This is a genomic window from Streptomyces mutabilis (genome assembly GCF_014649815.1).
Lineage (GTDB): Bacteria > Actinomycetota > Actinomycetes > Streptomycetales > Streptomycetaceae > Streptomyces > Streptomyces mutabilis.
This window is the reverse complement of sequence record NZ_BMTT01000003.1, coordinates 414,822-430,730: the sequence shown is the minus strand read 5'-3', so window position 1 is coordinate 430,730 and position 15,909 is coordinate 414,822. Positions and strand designations below refer to the sequence as shown.

The 15,909-nt window shown below is 72.0% G+C and carries 14 protein-coding genes; 2 read left to right on the top strand and 12 right to left on the bottom strand.

The annotated features are described in order from the left end of the window. Positions 1-33: 33 nt before the first annotated feature. Together IE142_RS10240 and IE142_RS10235 are read right to left on the bottom strand one after the other, a co-directional pair. The gene (locus tag IE142_RS10240; RefSeq protein ID WP_191885403.1) at positions 34-1,407 is read right to left on the bottom strand and encodes a trypsin-like serine protease; all 1,374 of its coding nucleotides are present in this window, start codon (positions 1,405-1,407) and stop codon (positions 34-36) included. Between the two features lie 193 nt (positions 1,408-1,600). Then, the gene (locus IE142_RS10235) at positions 1,601-3,262 is read right to left on the bottom strand and encodes an alkaline phosphatase D family protein (protein ID WP_191885402.1); all 1,662 of its coding nucleotides are present in this window, start codon (positions 3,260-3,262) and stop codon (positions 1,601-1,603) included. A 200-nt stretch (positions 3,263-3,462) separates the two neighbouring features. On the opposite strand from IE142_RS10235, the gene IE142_RS10230 reads away from it, so the two are divergent. Beyond that, positions 3,463-3,768 (top strand): hypothetical protein, encoded by a 306-nt coding sequence (locus IE142_RS10230; RefSeq protein ID WP_043384475.1) that lies wholly within the window; start codon positions 3,463-3,465, stop codon positions 3,766-3,768. 7 nt (positions 3,769-3,775) lie between these two features. On the opposite strand, the gene IE142_RS10225 is transcribed toward IE142_RS10230, so the two are convergent. Continuing rightward, positions 3,776-4,576: a class I SAM-dependent methyltransferase gene (locus tag IE142_RS10225; RefSeq protein ID WP_191885401.1), complete on the bottom strand. Its 801-nt coding sequence runs from the start codon at positions 4,574-4,576 to the stop codon at positions 3,776-3,778. Between the two features lie 91 nt (positions 4,577-4,667). Next, positions 4,668-5,126 carry a GntR family transcriptional regulator gene (locus tag IE142_RS10220; RefSeq protein ID WP_191885400.1) on the bottom strand — a complete coding sequence of 153 codons (459 nt, stop codon included), beginning with the start codon at positions 5,124-5,126 and terminating at the stop codon, positions 4,668-4,670. 159 nt (positions 5,127-5,285) lie between these two features. Here IE142_RS10220 and IE142_RS10215 point away from each other — a divergent pair, with 159 nt between their 5' ends. Beyond that, entirely contained in the window at positions 5,286-5,645 is a 360-nt protein-coding gene (locus IE142_RS10215) for a cupin domain-containing protein (RefSeq protein ID WP_043384467.1), read from the top strand. 77 nt (positions 5,646-5,722) lie between these two features. Here IE142_RS10215 and IE142_RS10210 read toward each other — a convergent pair whose 3' ends face one another. The 8 genes from IE142_RS10210 to rhaI all read right to left on the bottom strand — a co-directional run bounded on the left by IE142_RS10210 (position 5,723) and on the right by rhaI (position 15,648). Continuing rightward, complete coding sequence (locus IE142_RS10210; RefSeq protein ID WP_191885399.1) at positions 5,723-7,033, bottom strand: FtsX-like permease family protein; 1,311 nt, start codon at positions 7,031-7,033, stop codon at positions 5,723-5,725. Between the two features lie 3 nt (positions 7,034-7,036). Further along, positions 7,037-7,822 (bottom strand): ABC transporter ATP-binding protein, encoded by a 786-nt coding sequence (locus IE142_RS10205; RefSeq protein ID WP_191885398.1) that lies wholly within the window; start codon positions 7,820-7,822, stop codon positions 7,037-7,039. 118 nt (positions 7,823-7,940) lie between these two features. Continuing rightward, on the bottom strand, positions 7,941-8,573 hold the full coding sequence (locus IE142_RS10200; RefSeq protein ID WP_191885397.1) for a LutC/YkgG family protein: 633 nt from the start codon (positions 8,571-8,573) through the stop codon (positions 7,941-7,943). Beyond that, a complete protein-coding gene (locus IE142_RS10195; RefSeq protein WP_191885396.1) occupies positions 8,570-10,048 on the bottom strand; it encodes a lactate utilization protein B in 1,479 nt (492 codons plus the stop codon). The genes IE142_RS10200 and IE142_RS10195 overlap by 4 nt, the downstream gene beginning before the upstream one ends. Continuing rightward, the gene (locus tag IE142_RS10190) at positions 10,045-10,800 is read right to left on the bottom strand and encodes a (Fe-S)-binding protein (protein WP_191885394.1); all 756 of its coding nucleotides are present in this window, start codon (positions 10,798-10,800) and stop codon (positions 10,045-10,047) included. The genes IE142_RS10195 and IE142_RS10190 overlap by 4 nt, the downstream gene beginning before the upstream one ends. A gap of 86 nt (positions 10,801-10,886) precedes the next feature. Continuing rightward, positions 10,887-12,341, bottom strand: coding sequence for a rhamnulokinase (locus IE142_RS10185; RefSeq protein WP_191885392.1), 1,455 nt, complete (start codon positions 12,339-12,341; stop codon positions 10,887-10,889). Next, a complete protein-coding gene (locus tag IE142_RS10180; protein WP_191885390.1) occupies positions 12,338-14,377 on the bottom strand; it encodes a bifunctional aldolase/short-chain dehydrogenase in 2,040 nt (679 codons plus the stop codon). The genes IE142_RS10185 and IE142_RS10180 overlap by 4 nt, the downstream gene beginning before the upstream one ends. Positions 14,378-14,487: 110 nt before the next feature. After that, a complete protein-coding gene (rhaI, locus tag IE142_RS10175; RefSeq protein ID WP_191885389.1) occupies positions 14,488-15,648 on the bottom strand; it encodes an L-rhamnose isomerase in 1,161 nt (386 codons plus the stop codon). Between the last annotated feature and the right edge of the window lie 261 nt (positions 15,649-15,909).

Below are 15,909 nucleotides of genomic sequence, written 5' to 3'. Positions count from 1 at the left end.
CCGCGCCGACGCCTCACGACGGCTCACCGTCGGTCAGACACGCTGCCACAGGGCCGGCGTGGCCTCGGGCGACCAGACACCCTGCGCCTGGTGGTTCTGCAGGCACCGGTAGCGCAGCCCCGCGTGGGACACCGTGGCCCCGACCTCGTAGACCCGGCCCGCGGCCCACGCGTCCGCCGCCTCGTTGTCCTGCGGCGCGGGCGTGTCGGCCCCGGCGGAGGTGGTCCTCAGGGTGAGGCCGAAGTCGCTGAGCAGCGGATTGAGCGGCTGGTAGAAGGTGGTCCCGCCGTTCGTGCAGTCACCGGAGCCGCCGGACGTAATGCCCTGTGCCTGGGTGCCCGCGACGAAGGGGCCGCCGGAGTCGCCGGGTTCGGCGCAGACCGTGGTCTCCGTCAGCCCGTCGACGGTGCCCTCCGGGTAGCTGACACTCGTGTCGTGCTGCTGGACCGTGCCGCAGTGCCATCCCGTGGTGGAGCCGGAGCGGCAGACGGACGCGCCCACGAGCGCCTCCACCGAGCCGGCGACCTGCACCTTCCGGCCGCCCTCGCCGTAGACGTCCGGGGTGGCGGTCCAGTCGGCGTTGACGCCGACCCAGGCCATGTCCTCGCCGGGGAAGGCGGACGCCTGGAAGGTGCCCTGCCCGGTCTCGTCGAACCCCGTGGTCGTCGCGCCGGGCTCGCCGCAGTGGCCGGCCGTGGCGAAGCCCTGCTGCTGGTCCTTGGTGACGGAGAAGCCGATGGAACAGCGGGCCCGGCCGTCGATGTAGAAGGCGTCGCCGCCGACGAGGTCCTTCAGGACCCGCGGCCGCTCGGCGAAGATTCGGACGCCGACGTCCCGGCCCGCCACCCCGGCCCTCTCGACGAGGTCCGCCGCGGCCGACTCGCTGGTGGCCTGGACCATGACCCGGTTGGTCCTGACGTCGACGTACCGGACGGGCGTCTCGCTCATCTCGGTGCGGACGCCGGCGGCGTCCAGCTTCTCCTTGACCGAGCGGAGTTCCGACAGCCCCTTCTCGACGACCGCCGCCTCGGCGCCCTGGGCCTCGATGGCGGCCGTGTCCGCGGCGTCGGTGGTGGCGACGGTCAGTTCGGCGGAGGTCGCGCCGCTCACCCAGGCCCCGGCGAAGCGGTCGCCCAGCGTGTTGCGCAGCATGCCCGCGCGGGTGCCGGCCTCCGCCTCGTTGACCAGCCTGGCCGACGCCTGGTCCGGCGTCAGCTGCAGGTCCCGTTGCATGGCGCGCAGCACCTGCGCCGGGGGTTTCTCCGCGCCCAGCGTCCGGGCGGCGGAAACCGGTCCCGGAGCGGGCGGCGGGGCGGCCGACGCGGCGGCGGGGAGTGCGGTCAGGACCAAGGCGCCGAGCGCCGTGAGGGCGGCGCGGCGGCTGCGCGCGGCATGTCTGCCGACCATGCGATGTGCCTCCTTCGAGGGCTGTGCGAGACAGCGGGTGTCGGTGGGGGACCGTGGGTCACGGTGCGGGTGCGGCGAAGTCACAGTCCTTGCCGGGACGCTCCGCGGCCATGTACGGACCGGGCGTCTTTCGCGCGATGGTGGACGCGGTGGGTGCCAAGTGCAGTACGCGGGCGCGCGGGACGGACCGGGCTCAGGCGGGGGTCAGTCCGGGGTTGCCCGCCTCGGTGACGAAGGACGCGGCCGTGGTGACGGGGGCGCCCGGGGTGCTGACGGCGGAGACCGTCCTGAAGTCCAGGCGCGCCGCCTCGCGGTCGAGTTCGGCGCGGACGTATCCGCGCTTGCCGTTGTAGAACTTCATGTGCGGGTTGGCCCGCATGTACAGGTCCCAGTTGGCGGGCTGCTCCACGCCGTCCCGGCCGCTGGCCACCGAGGTGCAGGTGACCTCGGTGCCGACGGTGGCGGACTCCGGGTCGTCGAAGTCCTCCTTGACGTCGAGGGCGTAGCCCACGTGCACGTCACCGGTGAGGATCAGCCAGTTCTCCACCCCGGTGGCCCGCGCCCCGGCGACCACCCGGTCGCGCGAGGCGCGGTAACCGTCCCAGGCGTCCATCGACAGCGGGGCGTCGGCGGTCACGTCGAACTTGCGCTGCGAGAAGCAGACCTGCTGGGGCATCACGTTCCACAGCGCGGTCGAGCTCAGCCAGCCGTCGATCAGCCACTGCTCCTGCGCGGCGCCGGTCATGGTGCGCGCCGGGTCGTCCGACTCGGGTCCGGGCGGGTGCGGCCGGTCGTCGTAGGCCTGGTCGGAGCGGTACTGCCGGGTGTCGAGGATGTCGAACTGGGCGAGCGTGCCCCAGTGCAGCCTGCGGTACAGCTGGGCGTCCGGCCCCTGCGGCAACTGGGCGGCGCGCAGTGGCTGGTTCTCCCAGTACGCGCGGTAGGCGGCCGCCCGCCGCAGCAGGAATTCCTCCGGCGGGACGGCGTTCTCCGGGATGTCGTCGGCGTAGTTGTTCTCGGTCTCGTGGTCGTCCCAGGCGACCACGAAAGGGTGCGCGGCGTGGGCCGCCTTGAGGTCCTCGTCGCTCTTGTACAGCGAGTAGCGCAGGCGGTAGTCCGCGAGGGTCACGGTCTCGCGGTTGAAGACGTCGGGCAGCACGATGTCCGTGTAGCGGCGCTCGCCACCCGCCGAGTTCACCGCGTACTCGTACAGGTAGTCGCCGAGGTGGAGGACCACGTCGACGTCGTCCTGGGCCAGGTGCCGCAGCACGGTGTAGTAGCCGTCCTGGTAGGCCTGGCAGGCGACGGCGCCCAGCTTCAGCGAGGCCGTCTCGGCGTCGGCGGGCGGCGCGGTGCGGGTGCGGCCCGTGGGGCTGATCCAGGCGCCCGTCCGGAAGCGGTAGTAGTACACCGTGCCCGGCGTCAGGCCCCGCACGTCGACGTGCACGCTGTGGTTGTACTCGGCGTGGGCGTCGGCGGTGCCCCGGAGCAGGACGGCCGCGAAGTACTCGTCGACGGCCACCTCCCACTCGACCGTGACGCGTTCCGTGCCCATCCCGCCGTCCTGCAGGAACGGCTCGGGCGCGAGCCGCGTCCACAGCAGCACCGAGTCCGGCAGTGGATCGCCGGAGGCGACGCCGAGGGTGAACGGGTCCTTGGTGATCCGGGCGGTGCGCTCGGGTGCGGCCACCGCGCCGCGGGCCGGGATGTTGGTGGAGAAGGCGAGCGCCGCGGCGGCCGCGGTGACGGTGAGGAAACGCCGGCGGGCAAGGTGCCGTGCGGCGGCGCCCATCACGGCGTCGTGCGGGGAGAAGGCGTGCTCGGCCAGTCGGCGGTGACGGCCCGTGGGCGCCATCTGCTGTCCTCTCGTACGGGGAGGGCGTCCTGCCCGGGATGCGCGGACCCCGCATGCTAAGCAGACGAAACGCCCGAAACCGGCAGGGCTTGCGGAGTGATCACACAGGAGGACGTACGCGCGTGTGGACGCCCGGCCTGCTGGGCACCCGGGACGGGCGGCGAGGGGGTGTACGGAGAGGAAGGCGGTGGGCGGAGCCGATGGCCAGGACCAAGCGCTACGGGGTGGCGGCCTCCGGTCGCTGGTGGGACGAGGAGGACAATCGCCGGCTGCCGGCCGGTGAGGTGCACGCGTGGGAGCGGGGCATGAACGAGACCGTGTGCGGCCTGTCCCTGCACCGCTCGCAGCTCTTGAGGTTCCCGGGCGTCGCCTGGACCGACGTACTCCCGGAGTCCGGCGGCGCGGCCGACGCCGTCCGCCGGGTCTGCCCGCGCTGCGCGGCCGCGGCCGCCCGAGGGGGAGCGGGCGAACGGCCGCGCCGGCGGCACATCGATCCGAGGCCCTAGCCTCGGGTCACGACGGCAGCGGTGAGCGGCTGACGCGAATCTTGGACTGTCCGTGCGGCCGCTTCTCCCAGTCCTCCATGAACCGTGCGTGCAGACTGTGCTGGGCCGCGAGCGTGAGCAGCGTGTCGGTGCGGTAGTAGAAGTCCTCGCGGAGCACTTGGTGCTCCGTGCCCTCGGTGCGGTCGAAGGTGAAGTCGAAGAATCCCGTGTCGGTCAGGACGCGACCGACGTGCGCGAGACATTCGTCGATGACGCTCAGCGGCGAGTGCGAGAAGACGCTGTGCGCGTGGACGACGTCGAAGTGGCCGTCGGGCAGGAAGTCCAGCCTGAGGTCCCCGGTGAGGGTCAGGTGGGGCAGCTTGGCCTGGAGGCCGTGTTCGGTCAGTGTCCGCTTCGCGGCGACCAGTATGTCCGGTGAGATGTCGATGCCGTAGTAGTGGCCGGTGTAGAGGTGGTCGATGAAGTGCCGTCCGCCGCGCAGGTTGCCGCAGCCGATGTCGAGCATGCGGTGCTCCGGGCGCAGCCCGTGTTCGATCAGGTAGTCGAACTGCATCTGCCCGAGCGCCAGCCAGCGGTCGTGCGTCCGGCTGCCGACCGCCGCCTCGGGGCTCCGCCGGGCGTCGAAGCTCATCACCGCCCGGTAGTAGCCGACGTGGTCCGGGTGCCTGAGCCGCAGCCAGGTGTCGCGGCCGGCGCGGCGGACGTAGGGACCGACGCGATCGGGGTGGCGCAGCGCGTACCCGACCTTGTGGGCGAGCGCGGCGCGGTTGCTGCGCAGCTTCTTCGGGGACTTGGCGTCCTTGGGCATGACGGATCGGCCTCCCTTGAGGGGGTGGGGACGGGCAGGAGCGTGCCGGACAGGGTGCCCCGTCCGGCGGCGGAGCGACAGACGGAACCCGTCATGCGTCGTCCTCCTGTCTCCGCCCCGGGTCACCCGGGTCCTGCGCGTGCGGCTCGTGCTCGTGTCGCTCGTGCCCGTGCGTTTCGTACGCGTCCAGCGCCACCGTGACCAGGGCGAGCACGTCGTCCCGCTCCAGTCCGGCCGAGCGGGCCCGTACGACCCAGTCGGCGAGGTCCGCGCGCAGGGGCGAGTCGTCCTCCGCGCCGGGCCGCGCCAGCGACCGCGTCACGAAGGTGCCGAGCCCCCGCCGCGACCGCACCAGACCGGCCTGCTCCAGGTCCCGGTAGGCCCGGAACACGGTGTTGGGGTTGATGGCGGTGGCGGCGACGACCTCCCTGGCCGTCGGGAGTCTGTCCCCGACCCGCAGCACGCCCATCCGGAGCGCCCGTTCGGTCTGCCGCACGATCTGCACGTATGCGGGTATGCCGCTTCGCCGGTCGATCCGGTACTCGACCACGTCATCTTTCCCTGCTTTGACTAATGCATTGGTACAAGTGTGATCGGGTGCTCCGGGAGTGTCGACCCGGTGCCGCCGTCCGGGCGGAAGTCCCCCGGATGGCGGCGCCGAGTTGACAGGCGGACGATTGGTGGTGGGGCCAGGGAAAGGAGGAGCGTCATGTTCGAGGCAAAGACGCTCGACAAGCCGGACGAGCGGCGCGATTTCCCGCGCGGGCACATCGAGGCCGTGCACATGGAAGGGCTCGACTTCGCCGTCGCGACCTTCGAGCCGGGCTGGCGCTGGTCGGAGTCCGTGGCGCCCATCGCGGGCACCGACAGCTGCATGATCCACCACAACTGCTACGTGGTGGAGGGGCGGATGTGCGTCCGCATGGACGACGGCGGCGAGAGCGAGGTGGGCCCGGGCGACGTCTTCGTCTGCTCGCCCGGCCACGACGCCTGGGTCGTGGGTGACGCGCAGTGCGTCGTGTACGACTTCGCGGGCGCCATGGCGAAGGAGTACGCCAAGGCCGACTAGGAGTGGTGCGACAAGCCGTACGCGACGAGGAGGGGCGACCGTCGCCCCGATCGCCCCTCCTTTCGTCCCCCGATCGCTCAGGCGGCCAGGGTCACCGCCCCGACCGCCGGTGTACGCAGCACCCGCCGGGCCGTCTCCAGGCTCGTCCCCAGCGTCACCGCCGCCGACACCGCGGCCATCGCGATCCACACGGCGAGGAACCGGTCCGGCAGCACCGCGTCGGTCCGCACGACCGTGAACGGCACAACCCCGGCGAGCGCGGCCACCGTGCCGAAGAACACGCCGGTGAGCGTCAGGACCACGCCCTCGGCGCCGACCACGCCCAGCACCTGCCCCGGTGTCGCCCCCGCCAGTCGCTGCTGCCCGAACTCCCGGGAGCGGTACGTCGTCGCCGCGTACAGCGAGTTGACCAGCATCACGCAGACGAACACCGCGATGATGCCGACCACCGTCAGGTTCAGCGTCTCCAGGTTCTTGGCGTCGACCGACTTGACCAGGCCGGATGCCTTCACCGCGTCGCTCTCCACCGCCTGCATGGTGACCGTCGCCGTCGACACCGCCGTGAAGAGGATCAGGCACACCAGGATCCCGGCGAGGTGATCCGCCCGCTCCCGCAGGTTGCGCACGGCCAGCCAGCCGCTCGCGCCGTTCAGCGGCAGCCGGTCGAGCACGCCCTTCAGCAGCCGCGGGGACAGCAGCGCGAAGCCGACCGACAGCAGGATCGCCCCGTAGGCCGGCGGTGCCATCAGCGCCTCGTCGGTCGCGGGAAACAGGAAGGTGGCGCCGGCGCCGACGGCACCGGTGGCCAACGCGGCGCAGGCCAGGAACCGCTTGACGCCGGTCCGGGCCCGGCCGCCCCGCCTCACCCGTCGCACCGCGAGGAACGCGGCGCCCGCCGACGCCAGCAGAGTGATGTCCACGCCGCTCAGCAGCGCGACGGGCCCGAAGGAGTACTCGACGGACCCCGCCACCTGGCCACTGTCCTGGAACATCTCCAGCAGCGCACGCCCACCGAGCATCGCCGGGCCGATCGCCAGCGCCGCGCCCACCAGGGCCACGGCCACCGCCTCGCCCACCACCATCCGATTGATCTGCGCCGGGGTCGCCCCGGAGCAGCGCAAGAGCTCCAACTCGGCGGTGCGCTGGCGCACGTTCACCGTCAGCGTCGAGGCCACCGCGAAGAACACCAGCAGCGTCCCGTAGCCGCCCACCACCCCCGCCGCCGTGCCCAGCGTCTCCGAGCTGACCGGGTCCACCCCGCCCTGGCCGGCCGTGTCGTGCATCGAGTTGAACGTCATGGTGATCGCCGCGCCCAGGAAGGCGGACAGCAACGTGGCGAGGAACCGTCCGGGGCGCCGCCGGATCGACCGCAGGGCCAGTACCAGCATCGCTCACACCCCCACAGGCACGTCGTCGCCGAGGTGCGCCAGCCGCTCCGCGACCGCGTCCGGCGTCGGGGCGTCCATCCGCCCCGCGAGCCGCCCGTCGGCGAGGAAGACGACCGAGTCGGCGTAGGAGGCGGCGACCGGGTCGTGCGTCACCATCACCACGGTCCGGCCGTGCACCCGCACCGCCTCCCGCAACAGCAGCATCACCTGCCGCGCGCTGCGCGTGTCCAGCGCGCCCGTCGGCTCGTCCGCGAAGATCACCCGGGGCTCGGTGACCAGGGCACGGGCGATCGCCACCCGCTGCCGCTGGCCGCCGGAGAGCTGGTCGGGACGGTGACCGAGCCGGTCCCCGAGGCCGACGGCGGTCAGCATCTCCCGGGCCCGCTTCCGGTCGACGCGGCGCCCGGCGAGCTTGAGCGGCAGCACCGTGTTCTCCGCGACCGTCAGCGTTTCCAAGAGGTTGTACTGCTGGAACACGAACCCGACCCGGCCGCGCCGGAACCTGGTCAGCTCCGCCTCGCCGCCCCCCGTCAGCTCCTTGCCGTCCACGCGCACGACCCCGCTGTCCGGCCGGTCGAGCCCCGCAGCGCACTGCAACAGCGTGGACTTGCCCGACCCCGACGGCCCCATCACCGCGGTGAACGTGCCGCGACCCAGGCTCAGCGTCACCCCGTCCAGCGCGGTCACGGCGTTCTCGGCCGTGCCGTAGGTCCTGGTGACCTCGACGAGACGGAGCGCCTCGCGGGCGGGGCCCGGGTCGTGGTCGCCTCGTGCGCCGGTGCGGAACATCGTCATCACCTTCCGTACGGCACGCCCCGTGCGGTGCCTCGCCGACGACGCTACGGAGCGCCGACCCTGGGCACACTGGGCGCAGGACCCGTGCCTGGAGGTGTACTCAGTGACACCCTCACCCCTCCACCAGCACCACCTCCAGAGTGCGCGGACCGTGCACCCCCTCCACCCGGTCCAGCTCGATGTCACTGGTCGCCGATGGGCCGGAGATCCAGGTCAACGGGCGCGTCGGGTCGAGCCGTTCGAGGGCCTGGGGAACGGAGGAAACCACCTGGTCCGGCACCCGTACGACGCAGACGTGGTGGTCCGGGACGAGGGTGATGCGGCGGCGGCCCTGGTCGGGGGAGCCGTCCAGGACGATCGTCCCCGTCTCGGCGACGGCGACGGCGCAGCCCGTGACCACGCTGTCGACCCGGTCCAGTTCCTGCGGGGTGTTCGCCGCGCGGTCGTGGATCCGGGTCGCGTCGACCGCCTCGAGCCAGTACGCGGGCAACTCCGGCGGAACCACCACGCTCCCCGAGCCGTGCTCCCCCAGGAGCCGCATCAGCAGCTCGGGCAACTGCCCGTCCGTGGACCGGTGCACGATCGCCCGGTAGTCCGCCAGGTTCTCGGCGAGCAGTTCGACCGTCTCCGCGGTACTCCGCCGCCCGTGCTCGCGCAGATAGCCCCGGACGAGCGGAGCCTCGTCGGCCGGCACGTCCGCGAGTGCGCGCCGCACCCGGCCCAGGATGCGTTCCCTGCTGCTCACTTCGCTCCGTCCTTCCCACCGCGCGTGCGCTGCCACCAGTCGCGGAACGGCTCCGCGGGAACCTCGGGAAGATCCCGGCTGCCGCTCCACGCGCGGCCCGGTCCGGGAAGCGTACGGGGATGGAGCCGCCGGGTCCGCGACGCCAGCCGCTGGCCGGTCCGCAGCGCGCCCGGGTGCGTGAACGCCCACTGCGCCGCCCGCATCGCCGCCCGCTCGGCGGCATGTCCCCTGGCCGGTTTCAACACCACCCTGTTGCCCCGCCGGACGGCCGGCCCGCCCTGCACCACCCGCTCCCGCAGGTGCACCAGCACCTCGGGGATGTCGATGGCTACGGGGCACACCTCGTAGCAGGCGCCGCACAGCGAGGACGCGTACGGCAGGGAGGCGTCGATCTCGCTGCCGGTGCCCCGCAGTTGCGGGCTGAGGATGGCGCCGATCGGACCCGGGTACACCGAGCCGTAGGCGTGGCCGCCGGCCCGCTCGTACACCGGGCAGACGTTCAGGCAGGCCGAGCAGCGGATGCAGCGCAGCGCCTGGCGGCCGACCTCGTCGGCGAGGGTGTCGGTGCGGCCGTTGTCCAGCAGCACCAGGTGGAAGGTGCGCGGACCGTCCTCGTCGGTGGTGCCGGTCCACATGGACGTGTACGGGTTCATGCGCTCGGCCGTCGAGGAGCGGGGGAGGGTCTGGAGGAACACCTCCAGGTCCTGCCACTTCGGCACGATCTTCTCGATGCCGACGACCGAGATCAGCGTCTCGGGCAGGGTCAGGCACATCCGGCCGTTGCCCTCGGACTCCACCACCACGAGCGTGCCGGTCTCGGCGACCATGAAGTTGGCGCCGGAGACGCCGACCCTGGCCCGCAGGAACTTCTCCCGCAGGTGCAGCCGCGCCGCCTCCGCGAGTTCGGCCGGTGTGTCGGTCAGGCCCTCCGGAGCCGGGCGGCCCCACTCGCTCATCTCGGAGCGGAAGATGTCCCGAATCTCGCCCCGGTTGCGGTGGATGGCCGGGACCAGGATGTGCGAGGGCCGGTCCTTGCCCAACTGCACGATCAGTTCGGCGAGATCCGTCTCGTAGGCGCGGATGCCCTCCGCCTCCAGGGCCTCGTTGAGACCGGTCTCCTGCGTCGCCATCGACTTGACCTTGACGACCTCGGACTCACCGGTCTCCTTGACCAGGCGGGCGACGATCGCGTTGGCCTCCTGAGCGTCGGCGGCCCAGTGCACCGTCCCGCCGGCCGCCGTGACCGCCTCCTCCACCTGCACCAGATAGCGGTCGAGGTGGCGCAGCGTGTGGTCCTTGATCCGCTTGCCTGCCTCGCGCAGCGCCGCCCAGTCGTCCAGTTCCGCGACCGCGCGGGCCCGCTTGTCCCGGATGGTGTGCGTGGCGTGGCGCAGATTGCCGCGCAGCGTCGGATTGCGCACCGCCGTGCGCGCTGCCTCGGGAAAGGCCGGCATCCCCACGAACGTGCCGCTCATACGGTCACCGCCTCCTCCGTGCCGGCCAGGATCTCCGCGATGTGCACCGGCCGCATGCCCGTGCGCAGCCGCGTCATGGTGCCGCCGATGTGCATCAGACAGGAATTGTCGGCCGCGCACAGCACGTCCGCGCCGGTCGACTCGGCGTTGCGCACCTTGTCCGCGCCCATCGCCGCCGACACGTCCGCGTTCTTCACGGAGAAGGTGCCGCCGAATCCGCAGCACTCCTCCGCCCCCGGCAACTCCACGAGTGCCAGCCCCTTCACCGCCTCCAGCAGCCGCCGCGGCCGGTCACCGAGACCGAGGCTCCGCAGCCCGTGGCAGGTCGGGTGGTACGTCACCGTGTGCGGGTAGTACGCCCCCACGTCCGTCACCCCCAGCACGTCCACCAGGAACTCCGTGAGCTCGTACGTCTTCGGCACCACCGGCGCCAGCGTGGCCGCGAGCGTGTCCCCGCGCCCCTCCGCCCGCGCCCGCTCGCCCATGCGCGGATACAGCTCCCGCACCATCGCCCCGCACGAGCCCGACGGCGTCACAATGGCGTCGTACTCACCGAAGACCTCCGCGAAGTGCCGGGCCAGCGGCTCCGCCTCGTGCCGGTACCCGGTGTTGTAGTGCGCCTGCCCGCAGCAGGTCTGGCCCATCGGGAAGTCGACCTCGACGCCCAGTCTGGTCAGCAGCTTGACGACGGCACGGCCCGTCTCCGGAAAGAGCGTGTCGTTGACGCAGGTCAGGAACAGGGCGACACGCATCGCGGCTCCTTGTGATCGATTGGAACTCGGTGATCATCGGATGAAACGCAGGTTAGCCCGCAAGGGGAGGCCGGGTAAGACCCCGGTCACCGGTAGGCGAGTCGGGCTTCGGCCGCCCGCCAGCGCGCCGTGCCGCCGCGCGGCTCGTACCGGGTCAGCGACTGGGTGCGCACCAGCAGCCGGCGCATCCCATCGAGGTCGCCGACCAGCCCATGGGCGCGGGCCTGCACCAGGACGTTGCCGAGCGCGGCGGCCTCCGTCGGGCCCGCCACCACCGGCAGCCCGCAGGCGTCGGCGGTCAGCTGGCACAGCAGCGCGTTGCGGGTGCCGCCGCCGACCACGTGCACGACGTCGACCGGGTGCCCGGCCAGCCGCTGCGCGTCCTCGACGGCCCTGCGGTGGGCCAGCGCCAGCGAGTCCAGGATGCAGCGGGTCACCTCGGCGGGCGACGCGGGTACCGGCTGCCCCGAGGTACGGCACGCCTCGGCGATCCGCTCCGGCATCCGTCCCGGCGCGAGGAACGCCGCGTCACCCGCGTCCACCACCGACCGGAGCGCCGGCACCCGGGCAGCCGCGAGCAGCAGTTCGCCCAGATCGGGGTCGCCCCAGGCCCGTACACACTCCTGGAGCAGCCACAACCCCATGATGTTGCGCAGGTAGCGGACGGTGCCGTCCAGCCCGAGTTCGTTGGTGAAGTTGGCGGCGCGGCTCTCCTCCGTCAGCACCGGAGCGGTCAGCTCCAGCCCGGCCAGCGACCAGGTCCCGGTGCAGATGTACGCGAACCGCTCGCCCGAGGCCGGCACGGCGGCCACCGCGGACGCGGTGTCGTGCGAACCGACCGCCGTCACCGGCACCGGCCCCGGCAGTCCCGTCTCCTCCAGCACCGTCGGCCGCAGCACGCCCGCCGGATCGCCGGGCCGCCGCAGCGGCGCGAACAGGCCGAGGTCGATCCCGAGCCGGTCCGCGACGTCGCTCGACCAGTCGCGGGTGCGCGGATCGATCAGCTGGGTGGTGGAGGCGTTGGTCAGCTCCGTGCCCTGCTCGCCGGTGAGCCAGTACGTCAGCAGGTCGGGGATCAGCAACAGCCGACGCGCCTGGGCGAACTGGGCCGTACCGCGGGCGGCGACGAGCTGGTACAGGGTGTTGAAGGGCGCGTACTGCAGCCCGGTCGCCGCGTACAGCTCCCCGGCGGGCAGCGTGGCCCACACCTTCTCCGCGACGCCCTCGGTGCGGGCGTCGCGGTAGTGCACGGGGTTCCCGAGCAGCGCCCCGTCGGCGTCCAGCAGGCCGTGGTCGACGGCCCAGCTGTCCACGCCGACGGAGTCCACCGGGCCGGCCGCCCGCAGCCCGTCCAGGACACCGGCGTACAGCGCCAGGACGTCCCAGCGCAGCCCCTCCGGCGCACGGACCGGCCGGTTGGGGAAACGGTGCGCCTCGGTCAGCTCCAGCCGGTCCGGGTCCACGCGGCCGACCATGACGCGCCCGCTGGACGCGCCGAGGTCGACCGCGGCGTACGCCTTGACGTCCACGGCAGTGCTCATCGCAGGAACGCGGCGGCGACGCCGGCGTCGACCGGGACGTGCAGGCCGGTGGTGTGGGTCAGGTCGCCGCCGGTCAGTGCGAACACGGCGTTCGCGACGTGCTCGGGCAGCACCTCGCGCTTCAGCAGCGTCCGCTGGGCGTAGAACTCGCCCAGCTTCTCCTCCGGCACCCCGTACACGGCCGCCCGCTTGGCACCCCAGCCGCCCGCGAAGATGCCCGAACCGCGCACCACGCCGTCCGGGTTGACACCGTTGACGCGAATGCCGTGCTCGCCCAGTTCGGCGGCGAGCAGGCGCACCTGGTGGGCCTGGTCGGCCTTGGTGGCGGAGTACGCGATGTTGTTCGGACCGGCGAACACGGCGTTCTTGGAAGCGATGTAGACGATGTCGCCGCCCATCTCCTGCGCCGTCATCACCCGGGCCGCCTCGCGCGAGACGAGGAAGGAGCCGCGGGCCATGATGTCGTGCTGGAGGTCCCAGTCCCCGGCGGAGGTCTCCAGCAGCGGCTTGGAGATGGAGATGCCCGCGTTGTTGACCACCAGGTCGACCCCGCCGAAGGCGAGGACGGCCGCCCGGAAAGCCTCGGCGATCTGCTCCTCGGACGTGACGTCGACGGTCACCGCGACGGCCTTGTCCGCCCCGCCCAGCTCCTCGGCCACCTGTGCCGCGTTCTCGGCGTTCAGGTCGGCGACCACCACGCACGCGCCCTCGGCGACCAGCCGCCCCGCGATCGCCTTCCCGATCCCGCTGCCCGCACCCGTGACGAGCGCGACGCGCGTGGCGAGCGCCTTGGGCTTCGGCATCCGCCGGAGCTTGGCCTCCTCCAGCGCCCAGTACTCGATGCGGAACTTCTCCGCCTCCTCGATCGGCGCGTACGTCGACACCGCCTCCGCCCCGCGCATCACGTTGATGGCGTTGACGTAGAACTCGCCGGCCACCCGGGCCGTCTGCTTGTCCTTGCCGAAGCTGAACATGCCCACGCCCGGCACCAGCACGATCGCCGGGTCGGCACCGCGCATCGCGGGGGAGTCCGGCTCGGCGTGCCGCCGGTAGTAGGCGGCGTACTCCTCGCGGTAGGCCGCGTGCAGCTCCTTGAGCCGGGCGACGGTCTCGTCCAGCGGCGCGGTGGGCGGCAGGTCGAGCACCAGCGGCCGCACCTTGGTGCGCAGGAAGTGGTCCGGGCAGGAGGTGCCGAGCGCGGCGAGCCGCGGGTGCTCGGCACGGGCGAGGAAGTCCAGCACCGCGTCCGTGTCGGTGAAGTGCCCCACCTGCGGCCGGTCCTGGGACGCGAGGCCACGGACGTACGGCGCCAACGCCGCCGCCCGCTCCCGCCGCTGCGCCTCGGGCAGCGCCTCGTACCCGTCGATCACCGCGCCGAACGGCTCGGCCCTGCCGCGCTCGGCGAGGAATGCCTCGGCGGTGCGGATGATGTGCAGCGAGTTGCGCTCGCACTCCTCGGAGGTGTCGCCCCAGGCGGTGATGCCGTGCCCGCCGAGCACACACCCGATCGCCCGCGGGTTGGCCTCCTTCACGGCCGCGATGTCCAGCCCCAGCTGGAACCCGGGCCGCCGCCAGGGCACCCACACCACGGTGTCGCCGAAGCACTCGGCGGTCAGCTTCTCGCCGTCCGCCGCGCAGGCCAGCGCGATCCCGGAGTCCGGGTGGAGGTGGTCGACGTGGGCGGCCTCGACGAGCCCGTGCATCGCCGTGTCGATCGAGGGCGCGGCGCCGCCCTTGCCGTGCAGGCAGTAGTCGAACGCGGCGACCATCTCGTCCTCGCGCTCGACGCCCGGGTAGACGTCTTTGAGCGCCCGCATCCGGTCCAGCCGCAGCACAGCGAGCCCCGCCTCGGTGAGCGTCCCGAGGTCACCGCCGGACCCCTTGACCCACATCAGCTCCACATCACCTCCGGTGACGGGATCGGTGGCGGTTCCTTTGGCGGAGGCGTTGCCGCCGGCGTAGTTGGTGTTGCGCGGATCGGAGCCGAGCCGATGGGAGCGGACGAGGAGTGCGGAGGCTTCAGAATGAGATGCCATGACGGTGCCCTTTCGATCGAGGGGTGGTGAAGCGCCTTCAAGGGCGCGGGGAACTGCGCGACCAGCCACGACCGGCCGCAGTCGCGGAACGACGGAAACCCGGCAGACGCCTACGCCCCCCATCCGGCCTGCTGCCCACCGACCCGCTCGGCGACGACCTTCTCGCCGTACCCGGAAGCCGCGTACGCCTTGAGGGGCTCGGGTTCCAACCCCATCTCCTGACGCACTTCACGAAGAAGCGGCCGCACGTCCGTGTCGTACGCGTCCATCAACACGGCGTTGGCCTCCAGCACGTCCCCCGAAGCCTGCGCGGCTCCCAGCGCCTCCGCGTCGACCAGCAACGCCTTCGCCGTCGCCTCCTGGACGTTCATCACCGACCGGATGATCGCCGGGATCTTCGCCTCGATGTTGTGGCACTGGTCCAGCATGAACGCCACGTCGGACGTGAACCCGCCCCCGCGCACCACCTCGTACATGATCCGGAACAACTGGAACGGGTCGGCCGCACCGACCATCAGGTCGTCGTCCGCGTAGAACCGCGAGTTGAAGTCGAACCCGCCGAGCTTCCCCTCCCGCAGCAGCGTCGCCACGATGAACTCGATGTTCGTGCCCGGCGCGTGGTGCCCGGTGTCGACGACGACCTGCGCCTTCTCGCCCAGCTTCAGACAGTGGGCGTACGCCGTGCCCCAGTCCGGCACGTCCGTCGAGTAGAACGCAGGCTCGAAGAGCTTGTACTCAAGCAGCATCCGCTGGCCCTCGCCGAGCCGCTCGTACACCTCGGCCAACCCCTCGGCCAGCCGGTCCTGCCGGGAGCGCACGTCGTCCTGTCCCGGATAGTTCGTCCCGTCGGCGAACCACAGCTTCAGGTCCCGCGACCCGGTGGCGTCCATGATGTCGACGCACTCCAGCAGGTGGCCGACGGCCTTCCTGCGCACGGCCGCGTCGGGGTGGCAGATGCTGCCCAGCTTGTAGTCGTCGTCCTGGAAGGTGTTGGAGTTGATCGCGCCGATCCGCACGCCCCGCTTCTCGGCGTGCTCGGCCAGCGCGGCGTAGTCCTCGACCCTGTCCCACGGAATGTGCAGCGCGACGGTCGGGGCCACGCCGGTGAACTCGTGCACCTTCGCGGCGTCGTCCAGCTTCTCGAACGGGTCGCGCGGCACGCCCGCCTGGGCGAACACCTTGAACCGGGTGCCGGAGTTCCCGTACGCCCACGACGGCGTCTCGACTGCCTGGGTCTTGAGCGCGGCCTTCACCGCGGCGAGCTCGGTCACTTCGGCGCTCCTGTGACATCGGGTCGCTGCCGGTCGGGGACCGACTGTGCACGACTATGTATGAAACGATTCAGTACGTGAAGCTATGAGTCGCCCGAAGGGGTGTCAACCCTTCTGCTCATCCCGGTTTTCCGTGACTCGGTCGTGACCTTCGGCTATCGAAACTTTTTCGACCCGGACCCATTGACGTGACATGCCCCGCCTGCCTAACGTCCCGGCAACCCAGTTGAAACCTTTCACGGCGCCGTGAGGGCCGTCCCG